At 67.7% G+C, this 22,320-nt stretch carries 17 protein-coding genes; 10 read left to right on the top strand and 7 right to left on the bottom strand.

Annotated features, from left to right (window positions below):
• Positions 1-15: 15 nt before the first annotated feature.
• From FB462_RS03625 to FB462_RS03635, 3 genes are all read left to right on the top strand, one after another.
• Positions 16-1,200, top strand: coding sequence for a glycosyltransferase family 4 protein (locus FB462_RS03625; protein ID WP_141860235.1), 1,185 nt, complete (start codon positions 16-18; stop codon positions 1,198-1,200).
• 55 nt (positions 1,201-1,255) lie between these two features.
• On the top strand, positions 1,256-2,488 hold the full coding sequence (locus tag FB462_RS03630; protein WP_141860237.1) for a hypothetical protein: 1,233 nt from the start codon (positions 1,256-1,258) through the stop codon (positions 2,486-2,488).
• 130 nt (positions 2,489-2,618) lie between these two features.
• Positions 2,619-2,975 (top strand): acyltransferase, encoded by a 357-nt coding sequence (locus tag FB462_RS03635; RefSeq protein WP_167509992.1) that lies wholly within the window; start codon positions 2,619-2,621, stop codon positions 2,973-2,975.
• 169 nt (positions 2,976-3,144) lie between these two features.
• Here the strand turns inward: FB462_RS03635 and FB462_RS03640 are convergent, their stop codons facing one another.
• The 4 genes from FB462_RS03640 to FB462_RS17795 are packed head-to-tail and all read right to left on the bottom strand — an operon-like array spanning position 3,145 to position 8,504.
• Positions 3,145-4,479, bottom strand: a complete 1,335-nt coding sequence (locus FB462_RS03640) for a hypothetical protein (protein WP_141860241.1) — start codon at positions 4,477-4,479, stop codon at positions 3,145-3,147.
• Positions 4,476-6,758, bottom strand: a complete 2,283-nt coding sequence (locus FB462_RS03645) for a glycosyltransferase (protein WP_167509993.1) — start codon at positions 6,756-6,758, stop codon at positions 4,476-4,478. The genes FB462_RS03640 and FB462_RS03645 overlap by 4 nt, the downstream gene beginning before the upstream one ends.
• The gene (locus tag FB462_RS03650; RefSeq protein ID WP_141860245.1) at positions 6,755-7,330 is read right to left on the bottom strand and encodes an LbetaH domain-containing protein; all 576 of its coding nucleotides are present in this window, start codon (positions 7,328-7,330) and stop codon (positions 6,755-6,757) included. Before FB462_RS03650 ends, FB462_RS03645 begins: the two co-directional genes overlap by 4 nt.
• 43 nt (positions 7,331-7,373) lie before the next feature.
• Positions 7,374-8,504, bottom strand: coding sequence for a glycosyltransferase family 4 protein (locus tag FB462_RS17795; protein ID WP_141860247.1), 1,131 nt, complete (start codon positions 8,502-8,504; stop codon positions 7,374-7,376).
• A gap of 149 nt (positions 8,505-8,653) precedes the next feature.
• Here FB462_RS17795 and FB462_RS03660 point away from each other — a divergent pair, with 149 nt between their 5' ends.
• The 5 genes from FB462_RS03660 (at position 8,654) to FB462_RS03680 (ending at position 14,744) form a co-directional block, all read left to right on the top strand.
• Positions 8,654-9,916, top strand: coding sequence for a glycosyltransferase (locus FB462_RS03660; RefSeq protein WP_141860249.1), 1,263 nt, complete (start codon positions 8,654-8,656; stop codon positions 9,914-9,916).
• A complete protein-coding gene (gene gmd / locus FB462_RS03665; RefSeq protein ID WP_141860251.1) occupies positions 9,913-10,941 on the top strand; it encodes a GDP-mannose 4,6-dehydratase in 1,029 nt (342 codons plus the stop codon). The genes FB462_RS03660 and gmd overlap by 4 nt, the downstream gene beginning before the upstream one ends.
• Positions 10,941-11,912, top strand: a complete 972-nt coding sequence (locus tag FB462_RS03670; RefSeq protein WP_141860253.1) for a GDP-L-fucose synthase family protein — start codon at positions 10,941-10,943, stop codon at positions 11,910-11,912. Before gmd ends, FB462_RS03670 begins: the two co-directional genes overlap by 1 nt.
• Positions 11,913-12,023: 111 nt before the next feature.
• On the top strand, positions 12,024-13,769 hold the full coding sequence (locus tag FB462_RS03675) for a DUF4012 domain-containing protein (protein ID WP_167509994.1): 1,746 nt from the start codon (positions 12,024-12,026) through the stop codon (positions 13,767-13,769).
• A gap of 420 nt (positions 13,770-14,189) precedes the next feature.
• The gene (locus tag FB462_RS03680) at positions 14,190-14,744 is read left to right on the top strand and encodes a hypothetical protein (RefSeq protein ID WP_058742196.1); all 555 of its coding nucleotides are present in this window, start codon (positions 14,190-14,192) and stop codon (positions 14,742-14,744) included.
• Between the two features lie 298 nt (positions 14,745-15,042).
• On the opposite strand, the gene FB462_RS03685 is transcribed toward FB462_RS03680, so the two are convergent.
• A complete protein-coding gene (locus tag FB462_RS03685; RefSeq protein WP_141860257.1) occupies positions 15,043-15,237 on the bottom strand; it encodes a hypothetical protein in 195 nt (64 codons plus the stop codon).
• 44 nt (positions 15,238-15,281) lie between these two features.
• The gene (locus FB462_RS03690; protein ID WP_167509995.1) at positions 15,282-16,142 is read right to left on the bottom strand and encodes a VanZ family protein; all 861 of its coding nucleotides are present in this window, start codon (positions 16,140-16,142) and stop codon (positions 15,282-15,284) included.
• 272 nt (positions 16,143-16,414) lie between these two features.
• Between FB462_RS03690 and FB462_RS03695 the strand changes: the two genes are divergently transcribed.
• Both FB462_RS03695 and FB462_RS03700 read left to right on the top strand, forming a co-directional pair.
• Positions 16,415-16,744: a hypothetical protein gene (locus FB462_RS03695; RefSeq protein WP_114850242.1), complete on the top strand. Its 330-nt coding sequence runs from the start codon at positions 16,415-16,417 to the stop codon at positions 16,742-16,744.
• Positions 16,745-16,854: 110 nt separating this feature from the next.
• Positions 16,855-17,184, top strand: a complete 330-nt coding sequence (locus FB462_RS03700) for a hypothetical protein (RefSeq protein WP_058742193.1) — start codon at positions 16,855-16,857, stop codon at positions 17,182-17,184.
• Between the two features lie 123 nt (positions 17,185-17,307).
• Here FB462_RS03700 and FB462_RS03705 read toward each other — a convergent pair whose 3' ends face one another.
• A complete protein-coding gene (locus tag FB462_RS03705) occupies positions 17,308-22,227 on the bottom strand; it encodes a beta strand repeat-containing protein (RefSeq protein ID WP_167509996.1) in 4,920 nt (1,639 codons plus the stop codon).
• Positions 22,228-22,320: the final 93 nt, after the last annotated feature.

The following is a 22,320-nucleotide window of genomic DNA, read 5'->3' on the forward strand; positions in this document are numbered from 1 at the left end:
GCTACCCTGCCTCCGGTGGCCATCGCCGTGCCCTATCCAGAGGGCGCGATCATCGAATACGCGCGCTGGCTGGAAAGTCGCGGCAACCTTGGCTCACTCTGGCTCCCCTCGAGGGCATTGACCGCAGGCGCGTTGGCGTTGCTTCCGCACAAGACGAACGACAAGTACCGGAGTCGCGTCCTCAAGGGTGCTGATCAGGTCGACAGGGTCCGGACCGTTGCTCCGCTGCTCGAGGTGTTGCGTCTCATTTCGCGTGAGCCTCGCCTGCGGTCTGTCGCTCCGCACGCGATGGACGCGTACAAGCGACTATTTGATCAGTCGGTGAGTCGCCACTTGGCTGACTCGAGCGTCGTCATGGCGATGCCCGGAGCAGCCGAACGCATCTTCCGCAGGGCGTCCGGGGTGAAAGTACTTCACGCGGTCGACGGGCATCCGCGGGCTGTCAATGCGCTGCTCGAGTCGACGTTCGGCAAGGCGGCCGGGCGCGAAATTGTGCCCGAGCGAAGGGTGGCGCAGATCGAGCGGGAGCTCGCGGCGGCGGACATCGTGCTCGTGCCGTCAGAACTCAAGAAGCGCCAGTACCGGACGAGTGGTGTTGCGGAGGATCGCTTGGCGCTCGCGCCGTACGGTGTGGACACGAGCCGCTTCTTCGCTCTCCCGTCGGGCGGGCGCCAGCGGCGGAGGCCGAAGATCTTGTTCGTGGGTCAGATCAGCTATCGGAAGGGCGTTCCGTTGCTTGTCGACGCCGCTCGTGGCGTTGACGTCGATGTCGAGATGGTCGGGCCTGTTGTCGAGCCGGAACTGCTTCACGGGCTGCCCGACAACGTCGTACATCGAAGCACGGTGTCGGCAAACGAACTGAACGCTTTCATGAACCAGAGCGACGCTCTGGTTCTGCCAAGCCTTGAGGATGCCTTCGGTCTGGTCGTGCTCGAGGCTCTTGCGTCTGGGCTTCCTGTCCTCACGACGGATGAGACCGGGGCAGCTGAAGCGGTGAGCGTGCATGACGGTTGGATCGTGCCAGCCGGAGAGATGCTGCCTCTTCGCAGCGCTCTCCGTTCTGTTCCGCTGTTGTCCGACGAGGAGCGTGGCGCCCGAGCGGGACGGCTCCGCGGAGCTTCCGACGATCGCACCTGGGAGCGTTACGGCACTGTGGTCGACCAAGCTGTTGCTGCTGAACTGGAGAAGAGCCGACTGTGATCCGGTCGAAAGATCGAACGTTGGAGCCCGCCGTAATGCGATCAGCCGACCAACGGTGAAAGTCCTGCACCTGCTCCTGCCACGGGTGGGGGCGCAGGCGTTTCTTGCGCTTGCCAATTACCTTGTGTCGATAACCGCGGCCCATGCGCTCACCACCGGCCCACTCGCCGCGTTCTTCGCCGCCTGGGCGCTTGAGTCGACATGGGTGGGGGCTGTTCGAATGGTCCTCGTTCCCGCACTTCTGCTGGCAGATCGAACGCCGCGCCTGGTCCCGCTACTCGCGGTGAATGTTGCACTGGGGACCCCTATCGCGGTGGCGGTGTTCGTCGTCGCGCAGGCCGGCTTGCCGCTGTCGACAGCCTTACTGCTGGCACTGTCAGTCTGGGTACTCGGAGGATACGAGGTGGCCCGGTCTTTGCTCTCTCGCGAGCATCGATCAACGTATTCGATCGCTCTTGCGGACGGCGCGGTCTTCGGTACTGCGCTGGTCGTGACGGCGGTCGTCGCAGTCACTCGCGGCGTGGCTCTCGACGCGGCTCTCCTATCAGTGATCGGATCGGCGCTCGGCGTCGCCATGTCCATTGCCTTTGCCCTGCGCAGGATCAATCCGGCGCCCAGACGACCGCTGTGGCTCTGGTTCAAGGATTCCATCCAGCTACTGCGCCTCGGAGTGCTGGAGTGGACCGTCTTCTTCGTGATCAGCGTTGCAAGCCTCGCGCTCCTTGGTGCTGTGGGAGGGCCAGAAATTCTTGCAGGAGTACGGCTTGGCGAGACGATTGCCGCTCCGATCGGATTGCTCGGCAGTGCCTTGCCGTTCGTCGCGGCAGGGGCGCTTCGCGACGAGCACAAAGCCGAAGTCCGGTGGCCACGTCCGCTCACCCTGACCCTCGGGTTCCTCATCGCGGTGACGGTTCTCTGGCTCGGGACGGTCCAGCTCGTGCCCGCAGGCGTGCTCGGCTTGTTGGTGGGCGACCACGTCGACATGGCGCGAGGCGCTTCGCTTGGACTCGCGCTCGGGGCGGTAGCGAGTTTGTTTGCGGAGACTGCGACGCTCGTGGCGAAGAAGCGCGGCCGCATTCGGTTCCTCTCCAGGCTGCGAGTCGTGCAACTCGTCACGTTTGTGCCTTGCGTCGCCGTTGGCGCGTTGAGTGGCACGACCACTGGCGCAGGCCTGGGCATTTCGGTGCAGCAGTCGATTCCGGCGACTGTCCTGGGGTTCTCGCAGTTGAGGAGTCGCAGACACGGACCAGCCGGAGGATTCGGATTGGGTGGCAGCTCAGATGCGTGAACAACTTCGCTGGCGCAAGAACGCGGCTCTACGGCGACTCTCCGCATCTGCGATAGTGCGGCCAAGTGTTCGAGCTTGGATCCTGCGACGCGCTGGGGTGAACGTCGGAAGAGCACGCATCCTTCGCGGATTGTCCGTCACAGGTGACGGGCTCTCGATAGGAGATGACACCTTCATCAACATAGACTGTCTGATCGAGGCCGAGGGCGCCGTCGAGATCGGAAGCGGCGTGAGCATAGCAATGGGGGTGAAGCTGCTCACCGTGACTCACGAAATAGGGACACCGACCAAGCGTGCGGGCGCGATGCGAGTCGAAGCGATTCGGATCGCCGAAGGAGCTTGGCTTGGTGCTGGTGTAGTAATTCTTCCCGGCGTGTCTGTGGGTTCGGGTGCGGTCGTGGGTGCGGGTGCGGTCGTGACCGGCGATGTCGAGGCGAATTGCCTTGTTGCGGGGGTGCCCGCGCGTGTGATTCGGCGGCTTAATTAATTTCTGCCGGTGGTCGCCATCCGGGGATTGCCGGTGCGATGCTTCAGCGCCACGCGTCTGCTGATCGTCACACAGGCAACTACACAGTGTGAAGCTTGAAGTTAAGCCAGGTGCATCGGCTCCCCTGGGTAGAGCTGATGGTGCGGTTCCTCCCGATTCGCAGGAGTAGTCACACCTCGACATCTCGCGGCGCGCCCGCTTGGTGCAATTGCTTTGCAGTTGGCGGCCTAGTCTTCAATCGGAAGAGCTTTGCAAGGTTGACGACGAGCACCGCAAGGTACGGTCCGATAGTGACGAAGCTGATCACTCGACCGGCGGATCGGCTCGGATACTGAATTGCTAGGAATCCCAGGGCGACAGTTGTCACGAGTATCGCCACAATAGCGATGTCCAGGCCTTTGCGCTGAAGCCAGGCTGCTCCAATGCCTGCCGACAGCGCGACCGCGAAGAAAAGAATAGTGACGGAGATCGGGCCGAAGGCGCCATAAACCTCGCCGACGAAACCAAGGGGTACCCATGCCCATGGCCAGAGACGCTCGAACGTGTATGGATCGATGTTGAGGAGGCTTGCCGGCAGTGGGTTTAGGTTCGCCAGAATGATCTCAGTAGGCGGGGCTCGCAGGGCGGATTGTTCCGTGAGCGGGAAGGAAGCTGCGATGGAAGAAACTAGCCACTTGAGGCCTGGTACCCAGGTATTCAAATCAAAGGGCTGAGGGACCGAGGGGGACGCGAAGAGCGCGGCCAGCCGTGTCAACCCGTGTTGGGTGCCCCGCGCGACGTAGGTGACAGCGAAGGTTGCCAGCGTCAAATAGGTGAGGCCGGCGCCTTGAGCGAATGCGATCAAAGTCCGTGGGATTGATCTGCTAGTAAGCCAGTACAGAATGCATGCAAGGAGACCTGTCAGAACGAAGCCGACGGCGAGGCGAGTGCCAGCTGCGGAGGTGCAGGCCCACCAAGTGCTTGCAAGGATCCAAGCTGCAACGCGAACAGGGGCGGCGGCCGAAATGGATCCAATAAGGAACGCACTAATGCCGGCCAAGGGTCCGATGAGGCTGAACGTTGTCAAGAACGCCTGGCTGCCGTTTGTGTCCATGTAGTTCTGGCGGAACCAGAGGTTCGTTCCCTGGCCAACGAGCCAGAGGGCGAGAGCGATGACGGAGGCGACTTGCGTAATTGTTCCGAGGCGCGGAGTTCGCAGGATGCGATTGATCGACGCGAACGTGAAGAGCTGTCGTGATGTCATGCCGCCCAAGATCGCAGCAATGCTCGCTCCGAGAGCCGCGCTCGCGAATGCCCCTGTCCCGATGCCGTAGAGGTTAGGATCTGCCGCAATCTGGCCCGGCAAGCCAGCCCCGTTCTGATCTCGAGACCAGTTCCACGCCGTTGCCCCAAGAAAGGCGAAGCTTAAAAAGAAGAGGGACAAGAGGAGGCCGGGTGTAGCTGCCGTCTTGCGTCGTCCGACGATGAAAGAGACGACTAGTGCTACCGTCGCGATGATGATCACCGAGGTTCCCCGCTTCCGTCGTGGGTCGAGGAAACTTCTCCACCACCTGCGCGCGAAGGTTCGCTGAGATCCACGGATGGGGCAAGCGCGGAGAGGAAGATACGGGCAAACGCGTCTGGCGTGTGTTCGAGAATCGCCGGGTGCGCCACCGGCTGCTTGACGGCGACAGACCGTAGCGCCTCCGCGATGGCGGGAGCGGTCGGCTCCACTTGGTGCACGCCGGTCGACCCCGCAACGGATGAGGCCACACCAGCGCGATCGCTGACGACCACAGACAGTCCGCCGGCGAGCGCCTCGTTGACGACCAATCCCCATACTTCCTCGAGGGCCGGGTGTACGAGCGCGTCGTGATCCGCGAAGACGCGCGGAAGCATTGTGCCCGGCAGGTACCCGACGAGATCTACACGGTCACTGAGGTCTAGATTGTCGATGAGTTCTGTTAGCTCAACCTCGAGTGGTCCGGTGCCGACGACCGTGAGCATTGTGTTTTCCAGTCCGGGTTCGCGGATGGCCTTGATCGCTTCACTGATGTTCTTCCGCTCGATCAGTTGGCTGACGACGAGAAGTCGAAGGTTGTCATCGGTTCGAGGGTGACGTGCCCGCTCAAGGTTGGTTTCTGCGTGGATCCTTTGAACATCGACGGCGTTGAATCCGAGATGAATCTTTCCGGGATCGACGCCCTCGTGGAGCAGAGCCTCCTGCGCCGCGACGCCTGGGACCACCACTCCGTCCAGGGAGCGGAAGAACCACCGGCGTGCAGCGGCGAGGGGGCCACCGGTGTTGCGCTGGGTCAAGAGGTGAGACTCGTAGAAGCCGATGCGGCGGGCACCCGCTTTGCGGGCCGCCCGCGCAACAGTCCAGTATGCCGGCGAGTCCCATCCTCCGATGAGGACGCCGTCCACGTCCTTGAGTGGCTTCCTACCGAGCCATCCGGCGATGTAGTGCCGAGCTTCGCCACGATGGATGGCGTAGGTGGGAAGTGTTCGCACAGAAAAGTTGAACTCTCGCCCACGAACCTCCCAGTCGGCGCCACGGTTGTTGCGATCTCGATGCAGCTTCTGGTCGGACTCGAGGAGCCAGATCTCGAGGTTTACCTGCTCGGCGAGTGCCTCCCAGACCGGGATGCGGTACGGGGCCGCCTGGTTCGTGACCCAAACGATCGACGGCCGATTCTCGCGCTCGAGGGCGGCGACGTAGTGGTCGTAGATACCGTCGATTGCCGCTCGGATCCCGAACTCACCTGCGATGAGAGCTCGGCCGTTCCTGACCTGCTGCTCACGCGCGGCTGCGTTGGTCAAGAGGTGCGCGACGCGTGCTGCGAGGTCGGCCGGGCTTCCGTCTGATACGGACGCTGCCTCAGCGGCGTCGAGGCGCTCGGCGATTCCGCAGTCGTTCGTCAATACGACCGCGGTTCCGGCCGCGAGTGCTTCCAGAACGCTGACGGGAAAGACCTCTCCGTGACTCGGTAGGACGTACACATCCGCTCGGGCGGTGCGCGCAGCGCCGTCTCCCGGGCTGACAGCGCCTTCGTAGGTGAGGGGAACGTGGGGGTTCGCCTGGAGGAACCGCTCGAGCTCTGCGAGGTCGCCCTCGTCCGGCCCCACGACCGAGAATCGAGCGTCCACACCTTGCCCAGCGAGGACCGCCGCCATCTCGGCAAATGCGAGGACGCGCTTCCGAGGGTGGAGGCGGGCAAGGAACAGAACCTCGGGGCGTGCTGCGTCGTCTCGGTCTGGGCGCTCGAACAGGGCGAGACCGTTACCCACGGTCCTCACTCGCGCAGCTGGCTCGACATGGTGGATCCCAGACGCTTCGGCTTCGGTGAGGACGAGGACCGCTGCAGCCGATCGGAGCAGCGGCCTTGTGACCGTGCGGTCGAGGACGCGCGCCAACGGTCCTCGGTTCGGCATGATCATGCCGTGCGTCTGGAGGAAGTAGGGGAGCCCGAGCTGCCGAGCTCGCGATGCGAGCTCGAGGTCGAGCGCATGACGCCCGGCGTGCACGTGCACGACGTCGATCTGATGACGGTTCTGGTCGAGCCACTTGAGCAACGAAGGCGCGCGCACGCCGCTGAAGCCGGTCCCCGGGATGCGTCGACCTCGGGCGAGGACGACTCGGACGCCAGGGATGGTGAGCTCGAGTTTTGCGTCCCACGCGGCGAGCAGGGTCACGTCATGACCGCGGCGCGCGAGTTCGCGACATTGAGCGATGGCGACGGCGAGTGGTCCGCCGAACGCGCCGTCCTCGGACGCGAGGGTGACGGTCTGGACGATTCTCACGCGTCGCTTCCGTTCTTGAATCGAGCTCCGGTCACGACGGCAGGGTTGCCAGCAGCGACTGCGCCCGCCGGGATGTGTCCCTGGACGAGTGACATGGGGCGCACGAGCGCGGACTCGCCGATCCGCGAACCGCCGAGGACCATGCAACGAGAAGTGATCCAAGCGCCGGCTTCGATGTGGATCGGCCGGGTGACGAGGGCCATGTCGCGCTTGTGTCGGTGGCTGCCGGTCGTGAGGAAAGTCTCCTGAGAGATCACGACGTCGTGCCCGACGTAGATGTGGTCTTGATTGTGGAACCAGACACCCTCGCCGATCCAGCTGTCGTCCTCGATGTGCAACTTCCACGGGAAGCGAACTCGGGTCCTGGGCCGGAAGATCACGCCGCTGCCGATCTGAGCCCCGAAGGCTCGGAGGACCCTGACTCGCAGGCCGGACGAGATCTGCCAGGGGTTGGTCACGAAGAGGAGTTCAGCGACGCCCCAGAGGTAGACGACCGCTCGCGAGCGTCCCCATGCGGTTCGCTCGCCCGGAGCGTCCTTCAACTTGATGACATGCGTCACGTCGGTTGCCATGAGTCCCCGATCCCCTCTGCCTGCGAGGAGCGACCTCGTGTGCTCACATCTTAGAGTGACGCGACCTCGTCTTCGAAGCGTCAACGAGCGACTCCAGGGCTCCGGCGTACTGGTCGACCATGTGACTGAGCGAGAACGCGTCGAGCCGCTTGCCGATCGCGGCCGACAGCTGACCGACCTGCTCGGAGTCATCCGCGAGCGCGACGAGGGTCGCTGCGAGCGCGGTCGCGGTCGGTTCGCATTCGATGCTGTCCACGCCCGGAGTCAGGTACTCGTACTCGGGCCCGTGTCGGGCGCCGGAAGTCGTCACGATCGGCAGCTCCATCGCCATGCTCTCGACGGCGATCAGCCCCACTCGACCGGGATTGAGAAGCGCTGTGGCCACGCGCGCGAACTCTGCCTTGGCATCGTTGCCGACGTAGCCGACCAACCGGACCTGGCCCCGCTCCACGGCCTCGCTGAAGGCCGGTTCGAGTTCGCCTCGGCCGCCGACGATGAGCTGGATCTCGGGGCGCGATGCCCACAGCACATCTAGTGCTCCGACGACGAGATCGATGCGCTTGCTCGCGTCCAGGCCTCCGATCATCGCGAAGACGGGACCGCTGCTGAGTCCGAGACGCGCTCGCACCGTTGACGGATCGTCCGCTTTCGCCCGGTCGATCGCTTGGGAGAGGGCGGTCAGGTCGACCGTGTTGTGCAACGACGTCACGTGTGCTGCGTCCACTCCCCAGTCCTTCGCCAGAGCGGCTCCGGTATCGGTGTAGGCGAGGACGTGCGTCGCTGCTCGCGTCTGCCATCGACGAAGCGCTCGGGTCAGTCGGCTGTCCGGGGCTGTGAAGGCCTCGACGTGGCCCCAGACGCCGACTGGTCGCCGACACTGCAGGAGCGCTCCGTACGTAGCGGAAGCGCCTGCAGCGAGTTCAGCAACGACGACGTCTGCGTCTTTCCAGGCGGGACGAGCGTTGACGAGTCGGAGCCGAGCAGGACCGAGTTTCACGATCCTCGTTCGCAGTCGGCGCTCGCTGACGCCCGGGATGCGGGCCCCGTCTCGTCGCTTCGCTTGAGCGTCAGTCGGCTGTCCCGCGGCGATGACCAACTCGTGCCCTTGCTCTGCCAGGCGTTCTGCGAGGGCTGAGAAGAAGGGCGCGCGGTACGAGGGCACGTACGGCTGCATGATGACAATCCGAGCCACGGCGCTCGCCCCCTGATCCTTGGTTGTTGCTCAGGTTAGTCGCGGCGCGACCCGTTCGGGTGGCATTGCTCGAATCGGCTGTTCGTCGTCGCGTCGCCGCCTGGAGGCATAGCGACTGTTATGTTCACTCGGTGACGACGCCCTTGTCGGTTCTGCTGATCGGCATGAACTACACCCCCGAGACCACTGGGATCGCGCCGTACTCGGCAGGTCTGGCCGAAGAGCTCGCGCGCCGCGGCTTCCGCGTGCGTGCCTTGACTGCGCACCCCCACTATCCGCAGTGGCGCTTCGACGGCGAGCCGCCCCGTCGGTCTCGTGAGTCGCGTGCTGGTGTGGTCGTCGAGCGGTTCCGTCACCGTCTTCCCTCGAAGCCGGGCGGGCTGGCGCGTGCAGCGTCGGAAATCTCGTTCGGACTCGCGTCGTCGCTGACTCGGCTTGGCCGGCCAGACGCCATCGTGCTCGTGTCGCCCGCACTCTTGTCCAGTGCGATCGCGTTCCTCCGTGCGCGGCTCAGCGGACGGGCTCCTGTCGTCGTCTGGGTCCAGGACCTCTACTCCCTCGGCCTGCGGGAGCTCAGCGAACGACCGGGTCGCCTTGCGCAGGCGGTGGCGGCGCTCGAAGGATGGTTGCTCAGGAGAGCGGACGCGGTCGTTGTGATCCACGAGCGTTTCCGTGACACGGTCGTCCACGAGCTTGGTGTCGCTCCGAGTGCGGTGACAGTCGTGCGCAACTGGTCGCACCTCGAGGATGGCGAGCCCGTTGATCGGGCGGCGGCACGAGCGGAACTCGGCTGGACCGACGACGAATTCGTCGTTCTCCACGCCGGGAACATGGGGGTCAAGCAGGGGCTCGAGAACGTCGTCGAGTCGGCGAAGCTCGCTGTCGCACATGGCAGCCGCATCCGTTTCGTGCTCCTCGGCGATGGGAACCAACGCCGCGAGCTCGAGCGGGCCGCCGTAGATGCGCCCGCGTTGCAGATGCTCGGCTCGCTCCCTGATGCTGAGTTCCGCCGCGCCCTCGCGGCCGCAGATGCGCTGCTCGTCAACGAGAAGCCAGGCGTCGCCGGGATGGCGGTCCCGAGCAAGCTCACCTCCTACTTCAGCACCGGCCTTCCCGTCCTGGCAGCGACGGACGCGGGGAGCGTCACCGAGAGCGAAGTGCTCCTTTCCGGCGGTGGCGTCTCCGTCGCGGCTGGCGACCCGCGGGCGCTGCTCGAGGCTGCGGAGGCACTCTCGAGCGACCCGGAGCGGGCTGCAGAGCTAGGCCTCGCCGGTCAGCGCTTCCGTCGGGAACGCTTGTCCAGCCACGCCTCGTTCAACACTTATGCTCAACTTCTGCAGGGGCTGACGCGGGGACGTCGGACTGCTACCTCCACGGGATCGGGAAACGATTGACCAAGCGCGCACTCATCACGGGCATCACCGGGCAGGACGGCTCGTACCTGGCCGAATTGCTCCTTCGGAAGGGGTACGAGGTGCACGGGGTCATCCGCCGCGCTTCGACCTTCAACACGTCGCGGATCGATCACCTGTACGTCGACCCGCACAACCCTGAGGCGAAGCTCTTCCTGCACTACGGCGACCTCGGTGACGGCGCACGGCTCGTCAGCCTGCTCGGTGAGCTGAAGCCGGACGAGGTCTACAACCTCGCCGCTCAGTCCCACGTGCGTGTCTCGTTCGACGAGCCGGAGCACACCGGAGACGTCACGGGCGTCGGCTCGATGCGCATGCTCGAGGCCGTCCGGATGTCGGGCATCCACACGCGCTTCTACCAGGCGTCGTCGTCCGAGATGTTCGGCGCGACCCCGCCGCCGCAGAACGAGGAGACGCCGTTCTGGCCGCGCTCCCCGTACGGCGCCGCGAAGGTCTACAGCTACTGGGTGACCCGGAACTACCGCGAGGCGTACGGCATGTTCGCCGTCAACGGCATCCTGTTCAACCATGAGTCTCCGCGCCGCGGCGAGACGTTCGTCACCCGCAAGATCACCCGGGCGGTCGCTCGGATCAAGGCCGGGCTCGAGGATCACGTGTACCTCGGCAACCTGGACTCGGTGCGCGACTGGGGCTACGCCGCGGAGTACGTCGAAGGCATGTGGCGGATGCTGCAGGTCGACGAGCCGGACGACTTCGTCCTCGCCACCGGGGGCAACTTCACCGTGAAGGACTTCCTGTCGACGGCGTTCTCGCACGCCGGGCTGAACTGGGAGGACCACGTCCGGTTCGACGAGCGCTACCTGCGCCCGAGCGAGGTGGACGCCCTCGTCGGGGACGCGTCGAAGGCCAAGGAGAAGCTCGGCTGGGAGGCCACGGTCGACACGGCTGAGCTGGCTCGCATCATGGTCGACGCCGACATCGAGGCGCTCGATCATGAGGGCCGACCGTGGATCGACACCGTGAAGCTCGCGAGCTGGGAGTCGTGATGGCCGAGCCCTCGTTCACCCCTGGACCGCTCGATCGCTCCGACCGCGTCTACATCGCCGGCCACCGCGGGCTCGTGGGCTCCGCGGTCAAGCGGAAGTTCGAGGCCGAGGGATTCACCGACCTCGTCAGCCGGACGTCCGCCGAGCTGGACCTGAAGGACCGCGCGGCGGTCTTCGACTTCTTCGCACAGGAGCGTCCGAAGCACGTCGTGCTGGCGGCTGCGAAGGTCGGCGGTATCCTCGCGAACAACACCTACCCGCACGACTTCCTCAGCGAGAATCTGCAGATCCAGGTGAACGTCATGGACGCTGCGGTCGAGCACGGTGTCGAGCGCCTGGTGTTCCTCGGGTCGTCGTGCATCTACCCGAAGCTCGCCGAGCAGCCGATCCACGAGGACGCCCTGCTGACCGGCCATCTCGAGCCGACGAACGACGCGTACGCGATCGCGAAGATCGCGGGGATCCTGCAGGTGCAGGCCGTACGCCGACAGCACGGGTTGCCGTGGATCTCGGCGATGCCGACGAACCTGTACGGGCCCGGCGACAACTTCTCGCCGACGGGGTCGCACGTCCTGCCCGCACTGATCCGTCGCTACGACGAAGCGGTCCGGGACGGCGTGGACCGGGTGGAGAACTGGGGCACCGGGACACCGCGCCGCGAGTTCCTGCACGTCGATGACATGGCCGCCGCGGTGTTCCACCTGATCGAGCACTACGACGGCCCCGACCAGGTCAACGTCGGCACCGGATCGGACGTGACGATCCGCGAGATCGCCGAGACCATCGCGAAGGTCGTCGGCTTCGAGGGGGAGACCGTCTGGGACACGTCGAAGCCCGATGGCACGCCGCAGAAGCTGCTCGACGTGTCGAAGCTCGCCGAGGCGGGATGGACCGCGCAGATCGGGCTCGAGGACGGCCTGCGCAGCACGATCGACTGGTTCCACGAGAACGCCGACTCGATCCGTCAGTGACGGGCGCCGGACATGAGGGACCGTAGGATTGCCCTCATGTCCGACCTGCCCGAGTCGCGACGCACTGCTGTACGCCGGGGGAACAGGGCCCGGACCGTGCTGTGGATCGTCTTGGCCATCGTCCTACTCGTCATCCTCGCCGTCGCCTGGGTGGGGGTGCGGGGTGTGCTCGCGAAGGGACACCTCGAGAACGCCGTCGCCGACGTCCAGACGCTCCGGACGCAGCTGACCGGTGGCGACACCGCGAGCGCGGAGAAGACGGCCGCGCACCTGGAGGACGAAGCCGGCGCGGCCCGCTCGTTGACCGGCGACCCGATCTGGCGTGCTTCGGAGCACGTCCCGTTCTTCGGTACCAACCTGCGTGCGGTCCGTCAGATTGCCGGCGTTGTCGACGACGTGTCGCAAGGTGCGGTCAGCCCGGTCGCGAGCGTCGTCGACAAGCTCGGCACGGACTTGTTCGAGCCGAAGAACGGCAAGGTCGACCTGCAGCCCCTCGTGCAGGCGCAGGCACCGGTCGCCAAGGCGACCGCGACGATCGACGAGGCCGTCAAGGACGCCGACGCGATCGACACCGTGAACACCCTGTCGCCGGTGACGTCCGCGGTCAACCAACTCCGGAACGCCTTGACGTCTGTGCACGGGCAGGTCGACACCGCGAACCGCGTCGTGCAGCTCGCCCCGGCGATGCTCGGCGCCGACGGCGACCGGCAGTACCTGCTGCTCTTCCAGAACAACGCCGAGCTGCGCGCCGGTGGCGGTATTCCCGGCGCCGTGGCGCTCCTCAACGTGAACGACGGCTCCGTCGCGTTCGGGGAGCAGCGCTCGGGCTCCTCGTTCGGGCCCTACCCCGAGTCGGTCCTCCCGCTCGACGACGGCACGAAGGCGCTGTACGGCGACATCACCGGGCAGTACATGCAGGACGTGACGCTCACCCCGCGCTTCGACGTCTCCGGCAAGCTCGCCCAGGCGATGTGGCAGCGCGAGACCGGGCAGCACGTGAACGGTGTCATCGCCATCGACCCGGTGACCCTCGGCTACCTCCTCAAGGCCACCGGCCCCGTTCAGCTCGCGACCGGTGACACGCTCACGTCCGACAACGCCGTCAAGCTGCTCCTGAGCGAGGCGTACGCGAAGTACTCCGACCCGAAGGTGCAGGACGCGTTCTTCGCCTCGGCGGCCAGCGCGGTGTTCGAGAAGGTCTCGAGCGGCGGGTTCGACGCGAAGCAGTTCGTCGCCGCGCTGACGCAGTCCGCGGGGGAGGGACGACTCCGCCTCTGGAGCACCGACGCGTCCGAGGAGCAGCTCATCGACGGCACGGCCGTCGCCGGGGCGCTGCCGACCGCTGACCAGGAGACCCGGCAGTTCGGCGTCTACCTGAACGACGGCACCGGCTCGAAGATGGACTACTACCTGCAGAAGACGATCTCGGTCGGATCCTCGGTCTGCCGGAAGGACGGCCTGCCGACCTCTGCGGTCGAGGTCACGATCAAGAACACCGCACCGGCCGACGCGGCGACGAGCCTGCCGGAGTACGTGACCGGCGGTGGCGCGTTCGGCACCGAGCCCGGGAAGATCAAGACGCTCATCGCGGTCTACGCGCCGCAGAACGCGATCTTCCTCGGCGCCTCGCAGAACGGTAAGGCTGTCGGCGTGCAGACGGCGACCGACGACGGCCACCCGGTCGCGCAGCTGCGGACCGTCCTGGCGCCGGGCGAGAGCGCGACGTTCCGGGTCGCCTTCCTCGGGCAGGCCAAGAACGCGAAGGCCGGCACCGAGGTGCTGTCCACCCCGGGTCTGGAGCAGACGAAGGCCCTGCCGCTGCGGTTCGACTGCGCCGCCCCAGTCCCGCAGGGCTGACCGCGAACGATAGACCCGAGTACGTCCTGACAAGGTGATGGACCATCGTGTTGCTCCGGGAAACGCGGTCTCAGCTACCCCCAGATCGAGGGGATCTGCGGCAAGCTGAGCGCCCTCGACGCGCGCTCACTGCCCTCACAGGGGTACAGATCAGCCGCGCTGGGAACGAGTGAACGCGGCTCTGAACTGGGATTTTCTCCACGTGTGAACTCCGCGTTACGCAAGGCTGACCGCTCGATGAAGCGCCTGCACGAGATGTCGTCTGGAGAAAGTTACGGATCCGGTGGCAACAAGCTGGGGATTCCCGCTAGATTGAGGGAACTTCGCCATAGCAACCGCGTGCACCACGTGGCTTGCGAGCGGTGCACGGGCTCTGGGTGTCAGGGTCTGAAGGATCAGATCACTAGGGGAAACACTTCTATGAAGAAGCTCATCGCCGCTGCCGTCCTCGCGGGCGCAGCTTTCATCGCCATCCCGACCGCGGCCAACGCTGCTGGGTACACGCCGGACTCCGACGTGTCGGTCTCGGGTAGCTACACCGCCGGGGGCACGGCGACGGTCGCCTTCACGCCGGGCGCCTTCCAGGACAACGAGTCGGTCCGCGTGCAGGTCACCGGTGCCGGTGCGGTCACGCTCGGCGCCCTGCCGACCACGACCGTCTCGAAGGACTACACCGCGAACGCCGACGGCTCGCTGACCGTGCGCGTCACGTTCCCGGCCGGTGGCTCGGGCACGTACAACCTGACCGCGACGGGCGCGACCTCCGGCGTGACCGGCTTCGCGACCTTCACGATCGCCCCGGCCGGCGCGACCTCGGTCGCCGCCAACGGCAACACCGGCACCCCCGGTGAGCTCGCCTTCACGGGTGGCACCATCTCCACGCTCGGCCTCTGGGCTGCCGGTGGCGCCATCGTCCTCGGTGGTGGCCTGCTGGTCGTCCGCAAGTCGGTCCGTCGCCAGCGCGAGACCGTCTGAGCCTCGCTCGACTGACAGAACCCCCCGGCACCTCGGTGCCGGGGGGTTCTTCTCGTCGCGGGACGAGTGGTCTTCAGGCGACGAGCAACGCGACCGCCACGACGGCGACCACCGCCAGCGGCGCGGCGATCCACAACCACCACGGGAACATCGACGGCGGTCGGTAGGGGCGGCGTTCGGGTCGGGCCATGCGCTGACGGTAGGTCACGAATGTTTCCGGCAGGGGCGCGCTCTGCGCTTCTTCAGCCGCAAGTGCCGAAGTCGGACAGCATGCCGAGTGCAACAAGGCCGCAGGCGGTCAGTACCGGCCGCGGCGACGAGCGACGGCGAGGAGCGCGAGCGCGAAGGCGCCGAGGACCACGAGCGCCACGCCCACCCACACCGAGCCGGGATCGGTGACGAGGATGAAGAACCCGAACAGGGTGATGATGCTCGCGGTGATCGTCCGGGACGCCATCAAGGAGCGCCATACGGGGTCGCCGCGTCGGGTCATGCTGCCGACGTTACGCGCGCCCCTGGCAGGGACACGGAGATGCCTCAGCTCCGCCGCGCCCGCCCCAGCACCACGACCCCCAGCAGCACCCCGAGCACGGCCCCCGAGGTGTTCGCGAGCACGTCGTCCACCGACGCGAACCGTGCCGGCAGGAACAGCGCCTGCGTCGTCTCGATCGCGCAGCTCACCAGGAAGCCGCCGAGCATCCCCACCCACCACCGACGTGCGCCGAGCAGGAGCACGGCCAGGAACCCGAACGGCGCGAAGAACACCACGTTCGCCGTGAACTCGACCGCGCTGTACCCGAGCCACGACGGCGCCCCGAGCCGCTGCCCGGCCGCGATGGCCCGCACCAGCCACGGGTGGATCCCGCCGTCGACCGGCGTCCCCCACGTCGCCACGAGCACGACGAGCAGCCCGTAGGCCCCCGCGATCGTCCACGCCACCCGCTTGCTCCGCACCGAGGCGTGCGCCGCCCGCGCCCGCGCGTGCACCGCCGCGTCGAGCAGGCTGCCGATCAGCACCCCGACCAGTCCGGCGGTCGCGACGTCCCGGAAGCGGTCCCACCGTCCGTCGGTGTGCACCGCCGCGGCCGCGGCGAGCACCAGGACGATCAGGCAGCTCACGACCGCGCGCTGCCGCACCCCACCCGGCCTGGAGGCGCGACCCACCACCGCGAGCAGCACCGGCACCGGGACGGTCACCACCGTCACGACCATCGCCATCGCGAAGCCCGGGTCGACGTCGAGGGTGCCGTGCCCGACGGCGCGCAGCGCCGCGAGGGCCCGTCCCAGGGCGGTCCGCAGCCCGTCCGCGGTGCCCGGCACGAGCATCAGGGCGACCAGCAGCCCGACCGCCGCCCACAGCACGATCCGCACGACGGTCGTCCTGCTCGCGGTGGTCACGGGAACCGACCGTACTGTGCCGTGCCTCCCGGCCGGTGGCGACCGTCCGACGGCGGCGACGTCCCCCGGGAAGTCGTTCATCCGCGAAACGAGTACCCCGTTTCGGACCTGTACCCCGTTCCGGTGTCCCCCAACCCCGGAATTCCGGGGGTGCTCGATCGATCGCATTGGCGCGAACCGTGAATCGGCGGGCATCGCTGGCGGGGCCGGTGGTCGGCCCCGTAGGTTTCTGGTGTCAGCAGATGTACCCCGGATCGCGAAGGAGAGCGACAATGAGCATCACCGTCAACACCGACAGCCGAGCCGAGGTCACGCTCGACACCGAGACCGTCGACGTCATCGCGATCCTCGAAGCGGAAGCCGAGCACGCCGGTCGTGCCGCCCGTGCCAAGACCACCTGGACCCAGGAAGACGACGGCGAGTGGATCGCCAACTACGGCGGCTACTTCGGCGGCACCGTCGACAAGCGCGACGGTCGCTACGTGGCCTCCGACACGTTCGGACTGGTCGTCGGCGACTTCTCGACGCTCGAGGACGCCCAGGCCAAGCTCGCCGACCAGCTGCACGTCATGTTGCCGGCAGTCATCCGGCCGATCGACTAGTGCCCGGCGACCATCCCGGCCCGTCGTCGGACGGGCCCCGCGACACCAGCGCACCGCACAACACCACACTGCACGGTTCCACCAGCACCACCATCACGAGGAGCACCACCATGAGCACGAGCGTCACCAGCAGCCACCAGGCCGAGGTGACCGTGGACACGGCGACCATCGAGGTCATCACCGGCATCGCTGCCGGGGTCGTGTCACCCGATGCGCCGGCCCGCGCGCACGTCGTCTGGTCCGAAGCCGACACGGGGCTCTGGGCGGCGAACTACGGCGGGTACTACGGGGGAGTGGTCGACCAGCAGGGCGCGCACTTCTTCGTCTCGGACACCTACGGGCAGTACGTCGGGGACTTCCGGTCCCTGCACGAAGCCCAGGACCGTCTGGCGGAGCGGCTCCACGAGCTGCTGCCGGACGTGCGGCGGACGCTCGACTGAGCTGATCCGCACGCAACGGCGAAGGGCCGGGACACCATCTGGTGTCCCGGCCCTTCGTCGTTGCTGGTTGCTTCTTGCTGGCTGCTTCTTGGTGGCCGGTGGCCGGTGGCCGGTGGCCGCCGGTCAGCGCTCCTGTGCGGTACGACGGCGGTGCAGCAGGACCAGGCCCAGGCCGATCGCCATCAGGACGAACGAGGCACCGAGGCCGGGCCACAGCACGTCGCTGCCCGTGAAGGCCAGGCGGTCGCCGCTCGGGGTGGTGACGATGATGCCGCCGCCCTTCGCCGGGTTCTGCGTGATGCCGGGCACGACCGGGATCGTGACCGAGACCGTCGCGGTGGCGCGGCTGCCGTCCTCGCCGGCGACCGAGTACCGGATCGTCGCGGTGCCGGCGTAGCCGTCGACCGGGGTGAAGGTGACCGTGCCCGAGGGCTGGACCGTGAAGGTACCCTCGCCGGCGATCGTCACCGTGTCGACGAGCTTGCCGGTCTTCGGGTCGACCAGGCGGACCGACTCGGGGTCGATCGGCGCGGTGCCGGGGCCGTCGTTGCCGAGGACGTCGACGACGGTCGCGGTGCCGGGCTCGCCGTCACGGTGGTCCGCCTTCGCGGTCGGCGGGGTGCCGACGACGACGGTCATGACGGCGTCGCTCGTGTGGCCGTCGGTGTCCGTGATCCGGTAGTCCCCCTTCGTCGGACCGGAGAACCCCGGTTCCGGCGTGAAGGTCACGGTCCCGTCCGCGTCGTTCACCGACCAGACACCGTTCCGAGGCACCGCGATGCGGGACACCGAGGCACCGGAGCCGTCGATCAGTCGGACGGTGGACCGGACAATCGGCGTCGCGGCGTTCCCGGCGTCGTCGTTGCTCAGGACCGACATGGTCACCGGGGTGTCCATCGCGGTGCGCGCCCAGTCGTCGTGCGCGGCGGGCGCGACCGAGGTGACCGTGACGGTGATCGTCGCAGCAGCGGTCACCCCGCCCGTGTCGGCGACCCGGTAGGTCACCGGTTCGGCAGCGCCGCTGAAGCCCTGCGCCGGAGCGAACGTCACCTTCCCGGTGGTCGAGTCGACGGTGTACGTGCCCTGGCCGGCGACGGTGAGCTGCTTGCCGTCCGTGCTGACCGTGGCGCCGTTCGGCTGGCCCGTCGCCGGGAAGACCACGCTGGCGGGGTCGAGCGGCGTGCCGCCCGCGACGCCCGGGCCGTCGTTGCGCAGGACCGTGATCGACACCGGGGTGTTCTGCTCGGTCGTCGCGGTGTCGTCCTTCGCCGCCGGGCCGACCGGGGTGACCGTGGCGGTGATCGTCGCGGTCGTCGCGGTGCCGTCGGTGTCGGCGACCTGGTAGGTCACCGGCGTCGCGGTCCCGCGGAAGGTCGGCTCGGGCGTGAAGGTGACCTTCCCGGACTCCGGGTCGATCGCGTACGTGCCCTGACCCGGGACGGTGAGCTGCTTCGCGCTCTCGGTGCCGACGGCGCCCGCGGGCTGACCGGCAGCCGGGAAGACGACGCTCTTCGGGTCGAGCGGGGTCGCCGCGTTGCCGCCGTGGTCGTTGCCGAGCACGTCGATCGTCGCGGAGTCGCCCTGCGCGAGCGTGGCGGTGTCCGGCTCGGCGGTCGGCGAGACCGCGGTGACCGTGGTGGTCAGCTGACCGGTCGACGTCTGCCCGCCGGTGTCGCTCACCTGGTAGGTCACCGGGGTGGTGGTGCCGGAGAACCCGGGCGCCGGGGTGAACGTGACCACGCCGGTCTTCGGGTCGACGGTGTACGCGCCCTCACCGGGGACGGTGAGCTGCTTGCCGTCGTCCGACACCGTGGCGCCGGTCGGCTGGCCGTCCTTCGGGAAGACGACGCTCGTCGGGTCGACGGGCGTGCCGCTCTTGACGCCGGGGCTCGCGGCACCGGCGACGTCGAAGGTCGCCGGGGTGTTCTGCGACGTGGTCGCGGTGGTGTCCTTCGCGACCTTCGGGCCGACCGGCTTCGCCGTCACGGTGATCGTCGCCGTGGCCGTCGTGCCGTCGGTGTCCGCGACCTGGTACGTCACCGGGGTGGCGGTGCCGCGGAACGTGGCCTCGGGCGTGAAGGTGACCTTCCCGGTGCTCGGGTCGATCGTGTACGTGCCCTCACCGGGGACGGTCAGCTGCTTGCCGTCCGTGCTCGTCGTGCCCGTCTTGGTGCTGGGGAACGTCACGGTGGTGGGGTCGAGCGGGGTCTGGGCGTTGCCGGCGGTGTCGTTCGCCAGGACGTCGACGGTGGTCGCGCTGCCCTGGTCGGTCGTCGCGGTGTCGTCCTTCGCGGTCGGGCTGACGGCGCTGACGGTGACGCTGATCGTCGCGGTGTCCGTCGCCTTCCCGGTGTCGGCGACCTGGTACGTCACCGGCGTGGTGGTGCCGGTGAAGCCCTGCGCCGGGGTGACCGTGACCTTGCCGGTGGTCGGGTCGATCGTGTACGTGGCCTCGCCGGGGACGGTGAGCTGCTTGCCGTCCGGGGACACGATCGCACCGTTCGGCTGGCCGGAGGTCGGGAAGACCACGCTGATCGGGTCGACCGGGGTGCCGTTCGCGACGCCGGGCTGGTCGTTCGCGGTGACGTCGACGACGACCGGGGCGTTCTGCTCGGTCGTCGCGCTGTCGTCCTGCGCCGCGGGGCCGACCGGGGTGACCGTCGCGGTCATCGTCGCCGACGCGGTGTGGCCGTCGACGTCGGCGACCCGGTAGGTCACGGGCGTCGCGGTACCGCGGAAGGTCGGCTCGGGGGTGAAGGTGACCTTGCCGGACTTCGGGTCGATGGCGTACGAGCCCTCGCCCGGGACGGTGAGCTGCTTCGTGCCGTTGCCGGGGAACGTCACGGTGGTGGGGTCGAGCGGGGTCGCTGCGTTGCCCGGGGTGTCGTTGCCCAGGACGTCGACCGTCGCCGTGTCGCCCTGCGCCAGCGTGACGGTGTCGTCCTTCGCGGTCGGGGTGACGGCCGTGACGGTGACGGTCAGCGTGCCGGTGCCGGTCGCGCCGCCGGTGTCACCGACCTGGTAGGTGACCGGGGTGGTGGTGCCGGTGAAGCCCTGCGCCGGGGTGAACGTGATCTTCCCGGTGGTGGGGTCGGCGGTGTACGTGCCCTGGCCCGGGACGGTCAGCTGGCGGCCGTCGGTGCTCGTCGTGGCGCCAGCCGGCTGGCCCGTGGTCGGGAAGGTGACGGTCGTCGGGTCGACGGGGGTCCCGCCCTGCACACCCGGGGCGGCGTCGCGGACGACGTCGACCGTGGTCGGGGCGTTCTGCTGGGTCGTGGCGGTCTCGTTCTTCGCCGTCGGACCGACCGCGGCGACCTGCACGGTGATCGTCGCCGTGGACGTCGCGCCGTCGGCGTCGGCGACCTGGTACGACACGGGCGAGGTGGTGCCGCGGAACGCGGGGTCCGGGGTGAACGTGACCTTGCCGGTGCTCTGGTCGATCGTGTACGTGCCCTCGCCGGGGACCGTCAGCTGCTTGCCGTCGGTGCTCACGGTGGCGCCCTTCGGCTGACCGGAGGTCGGGAAGACGACGCTCGAGGCGACGGTGCCGCCCTGGTCGTTCGCCAGGACGTCGACCGTCACGGCCGTGCCCTGCGTGGTCTTCGCGGTGTCGGGCTGCGCGTTCCCCTTGTACGTCACGGCGATCTGGCCGGAGGTCTGGTTGCCTCGGGTGTCGTCGACCGTGTAGGTGACCGGGGTCGGGTTCTTCGTCGAGCCGCTCTCCGGCGTGAAGGTGACCTTGCCGGACTGCGGGTCGACGGTCCAGGTGCCCTCACCGGGGACGGTGAGCTGCTTGCCGCCGTTCGACACGGTCGAGTCCGGCGTGTTCGGGGTCAGCGTGACGGTGGTCGGGTCGATGGAGCCCTGCGAGCCGGCGAGGGGGTCGACGGTCACCGGCTGGCCGGGGGTGTTGCCCGTCGACGAGGTGTTCGTCACGGACGGCTTGAGCGGGTTCGAGAACACGCACTGCACGTCGCCGCCGCCGGCGGGGACGGTGAACGGCGCCGAGGTGCCCGTGCCCTGTGCGACGACCGAGCCGTCGACCAGGTTGATGCACTTGTACGTCGTGTCGTACGCGTTCGGGTCGGTCGTGGTGTTCCCCGGGGTCTGGTCGACCGTGTAGCTCTGCCCGGGCAGCAGGATGATCGGGCCCACCGTGACGGTGTCCTTGCCGGTCGACGTCGTCGCGCTCACCGGGGTCGGGATGTCACCGCCGCTGATGGTCGTCGTGAGCTGGTCGCTCGGCTTCGCGCGACCGTCGGTGAAGCCGCCCTGCGACTGGCCGGTCGACGGCACTGCGTTCGACGCCATGTCGGTGATCGAGACGCCGACGGTCTTGGTGTCGACGGTCTTGCCGTTCACCGGGTTGACCTTGAGGAACGAGTTCGTCCCGTTGCCCGCGATGTACAGGTAGCCGTCGTCACCGAAGGCCAGCGAGTTCAGGATCGGGGTGTTGCTGATCAGCGGACCGACCGCGGTCGCCGTCGTGTTGCCACCGCCGAGGTCGGATGCGTTGACGCGGTAGAGCTGCGCGGTGTTCGAGTTGTTGTTCGCGCCCGAGCTGGACACGAAGTACAGGTTGCCCTGCCGGTCGAACGCCAGGTCGCCGCTGCCGCCGGGTGCTCCCGCCGCGGAGACGGTGACCGGGGTGGTGGAGATCTTGTTCGTCGCCGGGTCGTACGAGTCGAAGAGGAACTTGCCGTTGGTCTGCCCGCCGAAGAAGAACAGCTGCGTCTTCGGATTGACGCCACCCATGGTGGTTCCGACGGTCGCGCCCGTGGAGCGCTGTGTCGACTCCCAGGTGTTCGTCGACGCGGTGTACTCGCGGACCGTCGCACTGTCGGTCATGTAGAGCTTGTCGCCGTCGGCGGAGATGCCGAGCTGGTTGAAGCTGCCGTTGTTCGCCGGACCGGTGGGGGCGGTCAGGACGGTCGTCGCCGCCCCGGTCGTCCGGTCGATCGTCACGACGTTCGACGACGAGCTCTGGACGGCGTAGAGCTTCGACGCGTCGAAGGCCGGGGCCGCGAACGCGGCGTGCGGCAACAGGAGCGCGGCGCTCCCTGCGACGAGTGTCGTTGCGACGGATCCGGCGACCAGCCGGAGGGTTCGACGGCGCGGTCGAGCGCGGTGCAATGA

Source organism: Curtobacterium citreum, assembly GCF_006715175.1.
GTDB classification, from domain to species: Bacteria; Actinomycetota; Actinomycetes; order Actinomycetales; family Microbacteriaceae; genus Curtobacterium; species Curtobacterium citreum.

Excerpts from the sequence above, each read along its gene's own strand:
- FB462_RS03650 (WP_141860245.1), bottom strand. The coding sequence starts at position 7,330 with ATGGCAACCGACGTGACGCATGTCATCAAGTTGAAGGACGCTCCGGGC.
- FB462_RS17795 (WP_141860247.1), bottom strand. The coding sequence starts at position 8,504 with ATGCAGCCGTACGTGCCCTCGTACCGCGCGCCCTTCTTCTCAGCCCTC.
- FB462_RS03670 (WP_141860253.1), top strand. The coding sequence starts at position 10,941 with ATGGCCGAGCCCTCGTTCACCCCTGGACCGCTCGATCGCTCCGACCGC.
- FB462_RS03680 (WP_058742196.1), top strand. The coding sequence starts at position 14,190 with ATGAAGAAGCTCATCGCCGCTGCCGTCCTCGCGGGCGCAGCTTTCATC.
- FB462_RS03685 (WP_141860257.1), bottom strand. The coding sequence starts at position 15,237 with ATGACCCGACGCGGCGACCCCGTATGGCGCTCCTTGATGGCGTCCCGG.
- FB462_RS03695 (WP_114850242.1), top strand. The coding sequence starts at position 16,415 with ATGAGCATCACCGTCAACACCGACAGCCGAGCCGAGGTCACGCTCGAC.
- FB462_RS03700 (WP_058742193.1), top strand. The coding sequence starts at position 16,855 with ATGAGCACGAGCGTCACCAGCAGCCACCAGGCCGAGGTGACCGTGGAC.